Below are 12,250 nucleotides of genomic sequence, written 5' to 3'. Positions count from 1 at the left end.
GTGGGGAGCGTGGGGGCTCTATTTCTAAGCAGCCATACGAAGGTTCTTGCCTTCAACAATCACCTTGGAACCCACGGCCACGGCGCTGGACAGCTCCATATTGCGCACAGAGCCGTCATCCATGCGCACGCGCACTTCATACACGGTGACCTTCTTCATGTTCTTCTCAATCTGGTTGCCGGCAAAGGCGCCGCCGGCCACGCCCAGCACGGTCATGGCCGTCTTGCCGTTGCCGCCGCCCACCTGGTTGCCCAGCAGGCCGCCGACCACGCCGCCGGCGACAGTGCCCAGGCCTATGGTGGTGTTGCCGACATCAACGCCGTTGACCTTGCCTTGGCGCTGCACCGGCGTCACGGCTTCCACCGTGCCGCAGCTTGCGCAGACGTTGGCTCGCGGCGAAGCCTGGGCAACCACGGTCGGGGTGGTGTGCGGCTTGGCGGCTTGCGGTTTAGGCGATTCCGCCGCCAGTTTGGCGACTTTCGCGGGCTCGTTCACAGGCGCGGCGGCCGAGCCGTTCGGATACGCATCGGAGCGGTTGACGACCAGTGCGGCGGCCAGGGCCATGACGGTCACGCCGAGCACGGCAACGATGGCGACAAGCGCCTTGCTGTGCTGCATGCGCTGGGAAAACCCCGGCTGGGCAACTGGGGCATTGGTGACTTGGTTATTGGTATCCATGATGGACTCCTTCTGTGTGAGTCCCAGTTGTAACCACGCCGCTTGATACATCCTGTAGGACGAAGTGACATTCGTAAGGAAAACTTTCCGCATCCCCTTGAAAGCGTGCGTTTATGCGCACATCTGGCCGCCTTTATGCGGCCCTCACTGAACCTTCACCGACGCTTTACACGGCTCCACCGGGGTGCGTCGGGTCCACCCAGAGCACGGTGTCGGGCTTTTCGACCGGCTCGATCTCCAGATTGACGGCCACCGCCTCGCCGTCGCTGCGGCACAGCACGCATTCCAGCACCTCGGTCGGGCTGGCGTTGATTTCCTGGTGCGGCACATAGGGCGGCACGTAAATAAAGTCGCCCGGCCCCGCCTCGGCGGTGAATTCCAGGCGCTCGCCCCAGCGCATGCGGGCCTTGCCGCGTATTACATAGATCACACTTTCCAGGTGGCCGTGGTGGTGGGCACCGGTTTTGGCGTCGGCATGGATGGTGACGGTGCCGGCCCACAGCTTTTGCGCACCCACGCGGGCGAAGTTGATGGCGGCACGCCTGTCCATGCCCGGCGTCTGCGCGGTGTTGCCGTCGAGCTGGTTGCCCGCGATCACGCGCACGCCGTCATGTTTCCACGGTGGGTCGGCCTGGCCCTGGGCGTGGGGATGTGTATGCCCGGGGCCGTGGGAATGGTCGTGGTCGTGCGGGTGGTGCGGCAGCGTGGGGTCTTGGCTCATGCCGCCAGCGTACACCAGCGCCGTGCATTCAGTCCAGCACCACCACATGTCCTTCCAGCGGGTCCATGCGCCCGCCGTGCATGTCGTCGATCAAGGTTTGCGCGGCCTCAAACCCGCGATGTTCACGCACCTGCATCCAGGGATCCTGCGCGTCACTGACGCGGCGGATAAAGGCCAGCTGTGCTTCGTTAAAGCGCTGGTTGACCACGGCATGGCCCCAATCGGCGTTGCGTTTGCGTATCTGCACCGGCGCGAAGTAAAACTTCGGCTCAGGACCCGGCATGTCCAGGGGCCGCAGAAATTGCGTGTTCTGCGCCGAGCCCGCATAGCAGTCATAGACCAGCGACTCGCCGAAATGCCGGTGCACCGCCATGCGCAAACCCTCGTCGCCCGAGAAATCCACATACAGCGTGGGTATGCCGCGGTCCAGCCTGGTCAACTCCTCGTAGCTCGCCACTTCGCCATAGCAGCCCAGTGCTTCGACAAAGCCCCTGTTGCGCGCCGAGGTCAGTGCGATCCGCTTGACCTGCGCAAAAGCCTCCAGGCAAAAGGCCGTGCCGTAGGCGGTCTTGCTCGATGCGCTGGAGAACACCAGCTGCTGCGCGCCGAAAAACGCGTTGTCCTGCAAAAAATCCGCCAGCATGAAAGACGTGATGAACAGCGGGCGCACCAGCATCTGGTAGTTTTCATCTTCCAGGCGGTAAGCGGCGTCGGCGCTGCAGCGCATGTACTGGTTGTAGGCCGAGGTCAGGCTTTTACGGTGGTCGGTTCCGTCGTAAAAGCCGCGCTCCGTCACGCGCTCGGGCCGCACGCGCAAATGGCTGGCGACCGGAAAGTAGCCGTAAAAGCGCTCACCCACTTCCACGCCCGGCACGCCGGAGCTTTCCACATCGGCGAATCCCCACACCGGCATGTGGCCCCAGTCCGCCTCGCCGGTCGGGAAAAAATCCCAGTACTGCATGGCGTCGCCAAAGGCCGCGTAGGTGATGTTGTTGGTGGTGACGGCCACGCGCCGGATTTTGAGGACGGCCTCGCCCGAGGTGTCGCCTGCGGGCTGTTGCCTGTCCACCCGGGTGTGATTCAATGCATTTTTGCGCGTGAGCAGCCGCGTCAGCTGGGCCGGATTGTTCATGGTGTCTTCTTTCCTCGTTGATAGGTCAGTGACAACCAATGTATAGCCGCCACCCTCCTCCCGGGTTCGGAAAACCGCCGGCCGCCAAGCCCCTGAAACGCCCCACGCAGGCGCGCGCGGTGTTCACCGTGCAGGCCATTTATGACGCCTTTGTTCGGATTTGGCAGCGCGACGGCTGGGACGGCGTGAGCACGCGCGCGGTGGCCCTGGAAACCGGCATCTCCGTCGGCACGCTGTACGACTATTTCCCCAACAAGGCTGCGCTGCTGTCAGGTTATGTGCGGCACTGCATGGAGCAGTTGCTGCTGGCGATAGAGCAGCAGGCGGTCAAGCCGCCCGGGCTCAGCGCGGAACAAAGGTTGCGCGCGCTGGTTCGCCTGGCCTGCGGTGCGGATACGCCCGAGCTGCCCTGGTTTGACGCCGGCATGCTGGCGCTGGAGGCCGGCATTGCCGAGGACAAACACCACAGGCGCGTGCACGAGGAACTGCTGGCCGCCTGGACGCGGGTGTTTACCGCCTGCACCGACCTGCCGCAGCGGCCATCGGCCGAAGCCATCCAGGCCATGCACATGGCGGTATGGGGTGGGCGCCGCTACGGCCTGCTGATCGGCCTCAGCGATACCGAGATCGTCGAATGGGCACGCCAGATGGAGCGGCTGTGCCTGGCGTTCGCCAAACCTGAATAAGGCTTATTTGTAGCGCTCACGCGCCAGCGCCGCACCCTGGGCCAGGGCCTGCAACTTTTTGAGCGCCACCTCCCGGTCCATGGGCGCCAAGCCGCAGTTGGTGCAAGGCAGCAGGCGGTTCTTGGGCACATACTGCAGCGCTTTGCCTATGGTGTCGGCCACCTGCTCAGGCGTTTCGATCTCGTCGCTGGCCACGTCGATGACGCCGACCATCACGTCCTTGCCTTCCAGCAGCGCCATCAGGTGCGGCGGAACATGCGAGTGGTAGCACTCCAGGCTCACTTGCTGGATGCTGCTTTTGGCCAGCGCCGGGAACACCGTCTCGTACTGCCGCCACTCCTCGCCCAGCGAGGCCTTCCAGTCGGTGTTGGCCTTGATGCCGTAGCCGTAGCAAATGTGTACGGCGGTCGTGCAAGTCAGGCCCCTGGCCGCGACTTCCAGCGCCTTCACGCCCCAGTCGGCGGCGTCCTTCATGTAGACGTTGAAGGCCGGCTCGTCGAATTGGATGATGTCCACGCCGTCGGCCTGCAGGGCCAGCGCTTCCTGGTTCAGCAGCTCGGCAAAAGCCATGGCCATCTTGACCTTGTCACCGTAAAACCGGTCGGCCACGGTGTCAACAATCGTCATGGGCCCGGGCAGGGTGAACTTGATCTTCTTGCGGGTGTGAGCGCGCAGCAGCCGGGCCTCGGCAGCATGCACGCGCCCTTTTAGCCTGAGCGCCGCCACCACCTGCGGCACCATGGCGTCGTAGCGGTTGTCGCGTATGCCCATCTTGACCTTGTGCTCGAAGTCAATCCCCTCGACCTGCTCGAGAAAGCCGTGCACAAAATGCTGGCGCGACTGTTCGCCGTCGCCTATCACGTCCAGGCCCGCGTCTTCCTGCGCCTTGATCCACAGCAGCGTGGCGTCGGCCTTGGCCTGCTTGAGCTCCTCGCCCTCGGCCTTCCATTGCGGCCAGAGTTTTTGGGTTTCGGAGAGCCAGGCGGGTTTGGGCAGGCTGCCGGCGATGGTGGCGCTGAAAAGCGGGCTTGCGGAGGGCGTCGTCATGGGGGCTTGTTTCCTTGTCTCAATCATTCATCGTTCACGGCCTGCGTTCTAGAAAAACTCGCGGGCCAGCAGTTCGTAAGAGTGGCGGCGGGCGGCCGGGTCGTGGGCCCAGGTAATTACCACCAACTCCTCAACCTCCAGTGTATTAGCCAGGGCCCGCAGTTTGGCGGCGACCTGCGGGCCGCTGCCGACAAACGCATGGGCCCTGAGCTTGTCGGCCTCCAGCTGTTCGGCCGGTGTGTAGGGGCGCAGCGCCACCTCTTCGGGCGACGGCAGGGCCGCGAGCGCGCCGCGGTTGCGGTCTATCTTCCAGCGCTCCCGGCCCGAGAAGTGGTGCCAGGCCTCGGCTTCGGTATCGGCCGCCAGCGCCCAGACGCACAGCACGGCCTGCTGCGTGGGATGGCGCGGGCTGGGCCGATAGTTGGCGCGGTAGAGCTCCAGCGCCTGCTCCGCGCCCTGGCCGTCGGTGATGAAGTAAGCAAACGCATACGGCAGGCCGTAGTGCGCGGCCAGCTGCGCTCCGTAGTCCGAGCTGCCCAGCATCCACATCTCTGGCGTGGTCGGGCCCATGGGGTTGGCCGTCACGCCGCGGCCCGGGTGGCCTTCGGGCAGGTCGATGCCGGCCAGCCAGGCCTGCAGCTCGCGCACCTGGATGGGAAAGTTTTCGGCCGACTGCCGGGGGTCGCTGCTGAGCAGCCGCGCCGTGCGCATGTCCGAGCCCGGCGCGCGGCCCACGCCCAGGTCTATGCGGCCCGGCGCGATGGCCTCGAGCACGCGGAACTGCTCGGCCACCTTGAGCGCCGCATAGTGCGGCAGCATGACACCGGCGCTGCCCACGCGTATGCGGCTGGTGGTCGCGGCGATTGCGGACATCAGCACTTCGGGCGCGGAGCCGACGATGGTCGGGTGGCTGTGGTGCTCGCTGACCCAGAAGCGGCGGTAGCCCAGGGCCTCGCAATGGCGGGCCAGGGTCAGGGTTTCACGGATGGAGGCATCTTCCGTGCGGCCGGTGACGGCGACGGACTGGTCGAGGACGGACAGTTGCATGGTCGGGCCACTATAGCCAGCAGAGATAAACCGCGCTTGCCGGGGGTTTCGCCGGCAAGCTCCCGCGCTCTGTTCCAATAGAGGGTTAGTTCCCGTCCAGACACGAGATAAAGAAGCAAACCCTATGGCACTCAAAGCCACCATTTACAAAGCCCAATTGGCCCTGTCCGACATGGACCGCGGCATCTACGCCGACCACAGCGTGACCATCGCGCGCCACCCCTCGGAAGCCGACGAACGCATGATGATTCGCCTGCTGGCCTTCGCGCTCAATGTGCCGGCCGACGACAAAAAGGGCAACCTGGAGTTCGCCAAGGACCTCTGGGACGTGGACGAGGCTGCGCTCTGGCACAAGGACTACACCGAGCAGATCCTGCACTGGATAGACGTGGGCCAGCCCGACGACAAGCGCCTGATGAAGGCCGCGGGTCGGGCTGAACGCGTCAGTGTCTACAGCTTTGCCAGCAGCACGCCGGTCTGGTGGAAGAACATTGAAACCAAACTCACGCGTGCCGCCAACCTGGTGGTCTGGCAAATCGACGCGGCCGAGAGCCAGGCGCTGGCCAAACTCGCCGAGCGCAGCATGCAGCTGCAGGTGACGGTGCAGGACGGCACGGTGTGGATGAGCACGGCGCTGGGCTCGGTGGAAATCACGCCGCGGCGGCTGACGGCCGGCGAATAAAAACCCGGTCGCCTAGGAGGCCTCGGCCTTTGCCTCCTGGTGCTGGTAAGGCGGCAGCCTGGCGCCGCAGTGAAAGCAGAAGTCCGCCTCGGGCAGGTGGCCTTCGGTCAGGCATTCGTGGCAGCTGCGTGTAGTCGGCAGAGGCAGGTGCTGCAGGCGCCGCTCGGCCGCCATCTCGGCCGTGACGATGCCGGTGGGCACGGCCAGGATGCCCCAGCCCAGCAGCATCATGAAAGACGAGATCAGCCGGCCCAGGTCGGTCTTGGGTGTGATGTCGCCGAAGCCCACGGTGGTGACGGTGCTGATGGCCCAGTAGACCGAGGTCGGGATGCTGGTAAAGCCATTGGACGGCCCTTCGACCACATACATCACCGTGCCCATGACCAGCACCATCATCACCACGGCTGACAGGAAAACGAGTATCTTGCGCCCGCTGGCGGTCAGCGCCCGGCCCAGCGACTGGTATTCGGCCACATAGGCCGCGAGCTTAAAGATGCGGAACACGCGCAGCAGCCGCAGCACCCGCACGTCGATGAGCGCGTGCAGCTCGGGGAAAAAGAGCGCCAGATAAGTCGGCAGCACCGCGACCAGGTCGATGATGCCGAAAAAGCTGGTCGCGTACTGCAGCGGTTTGCGCACACAGGCCAGGCGTGCGAAGTACTCGGCAGTGAACAGCAGCGTGAAGATCCATTCGACCACGGAGAACGCCCGCCCGTGCGAGGCATGGATGGACTGCACGCTGTCAGCCATCACCACCGCGATGCTGACCAGGATCAGGGCGATCAGCGCCTTGTCAAACAAGCGGCCGGCACGGGTGTCGGCCTCGAAGATGATGGTGTAAAGCCGCAGCCGCCAGCCGGCCAGCGGCTTGCCGCCAAAGTCTTCGAGCGTGGGCGGGGTGGGTTTGGCCATGGGCGGGTGACAGTAGCGGCGCCGGCGCTCAGGCCGTGGCCTGGCGGAACTTTTCCCAGGCGGCCGGCGTCGGCGTGGTGCTGGCGCCCGGCTGCTGCGGCAGGCTGAAGTGGCCGTCCACCACCTGGGCGGGCTCGAGGAAGCAGTCCTTGATCCAGGGAATGTATTCCAGCACCGTACAGGCCGGGTGCGCGTGGTTGAGGTGCACATGCACCTGGCTCATGTCGCCCGCATGCGGCGCCACCGGCAGCCGATAGGAGTGCGCGGTGTCGCAGACACGCAGCACCTCGGTGATGCCGCCCATGCGCGTCACGTCGGGCTGCACCCAGTGGATCGCTTCCTGGTGGAAAAATTCGGCAAAGGCATCGTGGGTATAGAGCTGCTCGCCCAGCGCTACAGGAATACTGGTGCTGCGCGCGAGCTGGGCATGGCCTTTCACATCGTCATACCAGAGCGGCTCTTCAATCCAGTACAGGTCAAAGGCCTCGGCCGCCCGGCAAAAACGCTGGCAGGTGGGCAGGTCCCATTTGCCGTTGCCGTCGGTGGCCATGGTGATGGACGGACCTATGGCACGGCGCACGGCTTCCAGGCGCTTCAAGTCACGGTCCACGCTGGAGCCTATCTTGACCTTGATGCCGGTAAAGCCTTCGTCCACCGCGCGCTTCGCGCCGGCCACCAGTTGCTCGTCGGGGATGCTGAGCCAGCCGATGTCAGTGTTGTAGGCGCGAACCTTGTCGCGCACCTGGCCACCCAGCAGCTTCCACAGGGGCACGCCAGCCGCTTTGGCCTTCAGGTCCCACAGCGCGATATCGATGGCGGCCTGCGACAGCGTGATGATGCCGGCGCGCCCCACCCACTGCAAGGCAGGGTTGCGCGCGAGCTTGAGCCACAGGCGGTGGATGTCCATCGCGTCCTCGCCGATCAGCAGCGGCGCATGGCAGGTCTCTATGCAACGCGTGATCAGTTGGTCGCTGGGCAGATGGGCATGGGTGCCGGTAAAACCGTAACCGCTCAAGCCGGTGTCGGTATCTATCTGCGCGCCGACCACACCCCAGTGCGAGATGGTGTGTGTGCTGTCGGCGATCTGGGAGCCCGTCACGGGCACATGCAGGATGAAGGGCTTGACCGAAGTGATTTTCAAACGGGCTCTCCAGAAAACAGGGCCTCGGCCGGAACAATCACTGCTGGCGTTGCTCGGCTTCCTGCAACGCGCGCCACATGACCTTGCCCGAGCCGCTCTTGGGCAGCGCGTCGACAAACTGCACCACGCGCGGGTATTTGTAAGCCGCCATGTTATCCCGGCACCAGCTGATGATGTCTTCCTCGCTGGTATTGCCTTTGGCGGCGGGACGCAGCACGACCACGGCCTTGACGGTTTCACCGCGGTAGGCGTCGCGGGTCGAGATGATGCAGGCCTCCTGGATGGCCGGGTGCTTGAACATCAAGGCCTCCACCTCGGCCGGCCAGACCTTGAAGCCCGAGGCGTTGATCATGCGCTTGAGCCGGTCGGTGATGAAGAAGTAGCCCTGCTCGTCCATGCGGCCCAGGTCGCCGGAGCGGAAAAAGCGCTTGCCGTCGAGTTCGATAAAAGCCTGCTCCGTCGCGTCGGGGCGCTTCCAGTAGCCCTGGAACACCTGCGGCCCGCTCATGATGATTTCGCCCTGCTCACCCTGCGGCACTTCCTTGAGCGTAATCGGGTCTATGACGCGCGCGTCACAGCTCATGAAGGGCACGCCCAGGCATTGCTGTTTGGTGGCGTCGTAGGGGTTGCTGTGCGAGGGCGCGGCGGTTTCCGTGAGGCCGTAGCCTTCGGCAAAGCGCAGGCCGTATTGCTCCCACAGGCGCTGGGCCACGGCCTGCGGCATGGCCGCGCCGCCACCGCCGATATAGACCAGGCTGCTCAGATCGAACTCCGCAAAGTTGGGGCTGGCCAGCAGGTCTATCACCATGGTGGGGATGTTGGTCCAGTGCGTCACACGCCAGCGCGAGATCAGGCGCCCGGCCAGCTCGCGGTCCCAGCGCGGCATGATGACCATGGTGGCGCTGCCGTAAATGGACGCATGCATCACCGACACCATGCCCGTGATATGGAACATGGGTACCACGGACAAAGTCACGTTTTCAAAAGTGCTGCCGCCCCACAGACAGCTGGCCACCGCGTTGTGCATGATGCTGGCGTGGGTGTGCATGCAGCCCTTGGGCAGGCCGGTGGTGCCGCTGGTGTAGGGCAACACGGCCAGGTCTTGCGGCGTGGCGGTATGCGGCGGCAATTCGCCGGCCTCCAGTGCCTTGCCCGACGTAGCCTCGGCCCAGTCCATCACGCCGGCGCCTGCTAGTGTCGGCAGCGCATGGCGCGTGCCCAGCCATTCGCGCCAGGCCGGCGGCATGGCTGCGTCGCCCTCGCCTTCCCCGTCCAGGTCGAAGGCGTCGCTGTAATGGGTGACCACTATATGCGCCAGCTGCTCGCCGGGTGCCAGTTGCGCATCGGCCCTGGCGAGTTCGGCCGCCAGATCGGCAGTCGTGATGGCGACTTTCACGTCGGGGTCGGTGATGTAGTGCTTGAGCTCCTCGGCCCGGTTCATGGGATTGACCGGCACCACCACCGCGTTGGCGCGCAGGATGGCAAAGTGCGCGATCACCCACTGCGGGCAGTTCTGCATGTTGAGCAGCACGCGGTCGCCGCGGCGCACGCCCAGGCTGTGCAGCGTGGCGGCCAGGCGCTCGGCCTGGCACATGACTTCGGCGTATGTGAGCACGCGCTTGAAAAACACCAGCGCGGGCTTGTCGGGAAAACGCAGCGCGCTGACCGCGAGGTTGTGCCACAAGGAGGTGGCCGGCGGCGTGATGCTGTGCGGCAGGCGCTTGGGCCAGACCTGGTGGTGCAAGGTATGCGAGGGCATGGCGGGGACGGCCTGGCCGGTATCGGATTCAAGGGACAAGAAGGGCTCCAGGCAAGTGCTGACTTGAGGGCTTCAGCCTACCCCGAGTCCGCGGCGCACACATCCGGGAAGCTCCCGATAAAACACTGTCACTTGAGCGACCGGTGCTCACTATGATCAAACGGCACCGCGTGGGCTTTCGCCCGAAGCGGCGGGCATTCCCGCCGCGCTTGCCGCCTCATCAAAAACCCGGCATTGCTTACACGCGGAAACAAACCCAACAGGAGACTTCATGACTCGCTTCCTCGCCCTGGCCCGCAAAATCCTTACGGTGCTGGCCATCGCCTCCCTGACCTGCTCCACGGCCATGGCGGCATTTCCCGACAAGCCCATCCGCGTCGTCATCGGCTTTCCGGCTGGCGGCCCGCTGGACCAGCATGCCCGTTTGCTGACCGAACGCCTGCAAGTCGTGCTGGGGCAACCCATCGTAATCGACTACAAGTCGGGCGCGGGCGGCACCGTGGGCGCACAGGACGTGATGAAGGCCCCGCCCGACGGCTATACGCTGATGCTGGCCAATACCGGTGTGATGGTGATCAACCCCGCGCTGTACAGCAAGCTGCCTTACAACACGCTCAAGGACTTCACGCCGATCGCGCGTACCGCCATGCAGCCGCTGGCCCTGCTGGTCAACCCCAAGCTGCCGGTGAACAACCTGCAGGAATTCATCGCCTACACCAAGGCCAGGCCGGGCCAGGTCAACTACGGCTCGGCTGGTAACGGCGGCATCAGCCACTTGGTGCCCGAGATGTTCAAGAACGCCACCGGGCTTTTTATGGTCCACATTCCCTATCGCGGCAGCGCGCCGGCCTTTACCGACCTGATGGCCGGCCAGGTGCAGTTCATGGGCGAGTCCATCCCGCAGGCCGCCAACTACCACAAGCAGGGCAAGGTCCGCGCCCTGGCCGTGACCAGCAGGGAGCGCAACCCGGCCCTGCCGGACATCCCGACCGTCATTGAATCGGGCATCAAAGGTTTTGAAGTGGTCGGGTTTTACGGCTTTCTGGCGCCGGCCGGCCTGCCCAAGGACGTGACCGCCAAACTGAGCGACGCCTTCAAGCAGGTCATGAACAACCCGGACATCCGCACTCGCATGGTGACCCAGGGCGCCGACCCGGCCTTTATGGGCAGCGAGGAGTTCGCGCAGTTCCTGGCCGCTGAAATGCCGCGCTGGGCCCAGGCCGTCAAAGCTTCCGGCGCCAAGATGGACTGAGTGGCGACCGGAAGGCAATCCCCTTTTTGGTGCGACCGGCCGCCCAAAAAGCCGCAAGCCGGTGCGCAGGCACGCCAGTCAGGTGCACATATCTTGCATACCAAATAGTGACAAATTCAACAAAACCATCCCGAAAAGGGGTAAATGCCAGACACAAAAAATAAGAAGAAGGTATAGGCTGACAAGGTCAACGGTTCAGGCCGGATACGCCCGTCAGGAAACCGTGCAGGCCTCGCCAGCCCCTTTTTTGCGCCGGAAACGGGACTCCCATTTTTTCGGCCGAAGATTGGCACAAGACTTGCACTCAAGATTCCGGATTCAGGTCGCATCGGCGCAAATCGGTATGACTTTTTCAACCTACGGAGCGTGCCATGACCTCAAGTAAATTCCTGCTTTCGCTGAGCCTGACGGTTCTTTCACTCCTGTCGAGCTTTGGTGTCCACGCGCAAAGCGCCCTGGACACCATCCTCAAAAACAAAAAAATCACCATCGCGGTTCCACCCGACTTTCCGCCTTATGGTTCCATGGGGGCGGACTTCAAGATCCAGGGCCTGGACGTCGACATGGCCAACTACATTGGCGCCAAACTGGGCGTGGCTGTCGATGTGATTCCCGTCAGCAGCGCCAACCGCATTCCCTACCTGCAGACGAAAAAAGCATCGCTGGTGATCGCGACCCTGGGCAAAAACCCGGACCGCGAAAAGCAGATTGACTTTGCCGGCGCGTATTCGCCTTTTTTCCAGGCAGTCTTTGGCCCAAGAACGCTCAACATCAAGAGCTTCACGGACCTGGCGGGAAAAACCATTGGCGTGACGCGCGGCTCGGTCGAGGACGAGGAGCTCAACAAGCTGGCCCCCTCGGGCACCGATATCCGCCGCTTTGACGACAACTTCAAGACGGTGAACGCCTTCACCGCCGGCCAGGTGCAGCTCATCGCCACGGGCGCTTCCGTTGCGGGCAACATCATGAGCAAGAGCCCGCAGCTGCGCACCGAGTACAAGCTGCTGCTCAAGGAGAGCCCCAACTTTATCGGTGTACCCAAAGGAGAAGACACGCTTCGCCTGACCGTCAATGGCATCCTTGCCGAGGCCAAAAAGAACGGCGACCTGGACAAGATTTCACTCAAATGGCTGGGACGCCCCGCGGGCGATTTGCCGCAATAACTTCGTACGACCGGGAGGACGCCATCCTCC

Annotated in this window: 12 protein-coding genes; 4 read left to right on the top strand and 8 right to left on the bottom strand. The window is 64.0% G+C overall.

Features of this window, described 5'->3' with window-relative positions:
• Positions 1-24 precede the first annotated feature (24 nt).
• The 3 genes from ACEN8I_RS03040 to ACEN8I_RS03030 all read right to left on the bottom strand — a co-directional run bounded on the left by ACEN8I_RS03040 (position 25) and on the right by ACEN8I_RS03030 (position 2,531).
• Positions 25-678, bottom strand: coding sequence for a glycine zipper 2TM domain-containing protein (locus tag ACEN8I_RS03040; RefSeq protein ID WP_413326144.1), 654 nt, complete (start codon positions 676-678; stop codon positions 25-27).
• Between the two features lie 166 nt (positions 679-844).
• Complete coding sequence (locus ACEN8I_RS03035; protein WP_413326142.1) at positions 845-1,399, bottom strand: cupin domain-containing protein; 555 nt, start codon at positions 1,397-1,399, stop codon at positions 845-847.
• Positions 1,400-1,427: 28 nt separating this feature from the next.
• Positions 1,428-2,531, bottom strand: a complete 1,104-nt coding sequence (locus ACEN8I_RS03030; protein ID WP_413326140.1) for a DUF2855 family protein — start codon at positions 2,529-2,531, stop codon at positions 1,428-1,430.
• Between the two features lie 38 nt (positions 2,532-2,569).
• Between ACEN8I_RS03030 and ACEN8I_RS03025 the strand changes: the two genes are divergently transcribed.
• Entirely contained in the window at positions 2,570-3,217 is a 648-nt protein-coding gene (locus tag ACEN8I_RS03025; protein WP_413326138.1) for a TetR/AcrR family transcriptional regulator, read from the top strand.
• Positions 3,218-3,220: 3 nt separating this feature from the next.
• Here ACEN8I_RS03025 and ACEN8I_RS03020 read toward each other — a convergent pair whose 3' ends face one another.
• The gene (locus ACEN8I_RS03020; protein ID WP_413326136.1) at positions 3,221-4,264 is read right to left on the bottom strand and encodes a methionine synthase; all 1,044 of its coding nucleotides are present in this window, start codon (positions 4,262-4,264) and stop codon (positions 3,221-3,223) included.
• A gap of 48 nt (positions 4,265-4,312) precedes the next feature.
• Positions 4,313-5,311, bottom strand: coding sequence for an LLM class flavin-dependent oxidoreductase (locus tag ACEN8I_RS03015; RefSeq protein ID WP_413326134.1), 999 nt, complete (start codon positions 5,309-5,311; stop codon positions 4,313-4,315).
• Positions 5,312-5,435: 124 nt separating this feature from the next.
• On the opposite strand from ACEN8I_RS03015, the gene ACEN8I_RS03010 reads away from it, so the two are divergent.
• A complete protein-coding gene (locus ACEN8I_RS03010) occupies positions 5,436-5,993 on the top strand; it encodes a YaeQ family protein (protein ID WP_413326132.1) in 558 nt (185 codons plus the stop codon).
• 12 nt (positions 5,994-6,005) lie between these two features.
• Here the strand turns inward: ACEN8I_RS03010 and ACEN8I_RS03005 are convergent, their stop codons facing one another.
• From ACEN8I_RS03005 to ACEN8I_RS02995, 3 genes are read right to left on the bottom strand one after another with little or no spacing between them, the layout of a single operon-like run.
• On the bottom strand, positions 6,006-6,905 hold the full coding sequence (locus ACEN8I_RS03005; RefSeq protein ID WP_413326130.1) for an ion transporter: 900 nt from the start codon (positions 6,903-6,905) through the stop codon (positions 6,006-6,008).
• A gap of 28 nt (positions 6,906-6,933) precedes the next feature.
• Complete coding sequence (locus ACEN8I_RS03000) at positions 6,934-8,046, bottom strand: mandelate racemase/muconate lactonizing enzyme family protein (protein WP_413326128.1); 1,113 nt, start codon at positions 8,044-8,046, stop codon at positions 6,934-6,936.
• A 37-nt stretch (positions 8,047-8,083) separates the two neighbouring features.
• Positions 8,084-9,805, bottom strand: a complete 1,722-nt coding sequence (locus tag ACEN8I_RS02995; protein WP_413326387.1) for a long-chain fatty acid--CoA ligase — start codon at positions 9,803-9,805, stop codon at positions 8,084-8,086.
• 346 nt (positions 9,806-10,151) lie between these two features.
• Here ACEN8I_RS02995 and ACEN8I_RS02990 point away from each other — a divergent pair, with 346 nt between their 5' ends.
• Together ACEN8I_RS02990 and ACEN8I_RS02985 are read left to right on the top strand one after the other, a co-directional pair.
• Positions 10,152-11,057 carry a Bug family tripartite tricarboxylate transporter substrate binding protein gene (locus tag ACEN8I_RS02990; RefSeq protein WP_413326385.1) on the top strand — a complete coding sequence of 302 codons (906 nt, stop codon included), beginning with the start codon at positions 10,152-10,154 and terminating at the stop codon, positions 11,055-11,057.
• A 371-nt stretch (positions 11,058-11,428) separates the two neighbouring features.
• Positions 11,429-12,220, top strand: coding sequence for a transporter substrate-binding domain-containing protein (locus ACEN8I_RS02985; RefSeq protein ID WP_413326126.1), 792 nt, complete (start codon positions 11,429-11,431; stop codon positions 12,218-12,220).
• Positions 12,221-12,250: the final 30 nt, after the last annotated feature.

It is taken from the genome of Polaromonas sp. CT11-55, from assembly GCF_047303325.1.
Classification (GTDB): domain Bacteria; phylum Pseudomonadota; class Gammaproteobacteria; order Burkholderiales; family Burkholderiaceae_C; genus Polaromonas.
This window is presented reverse-complemented; position numbering and strand designations above follow the sequence as displayed.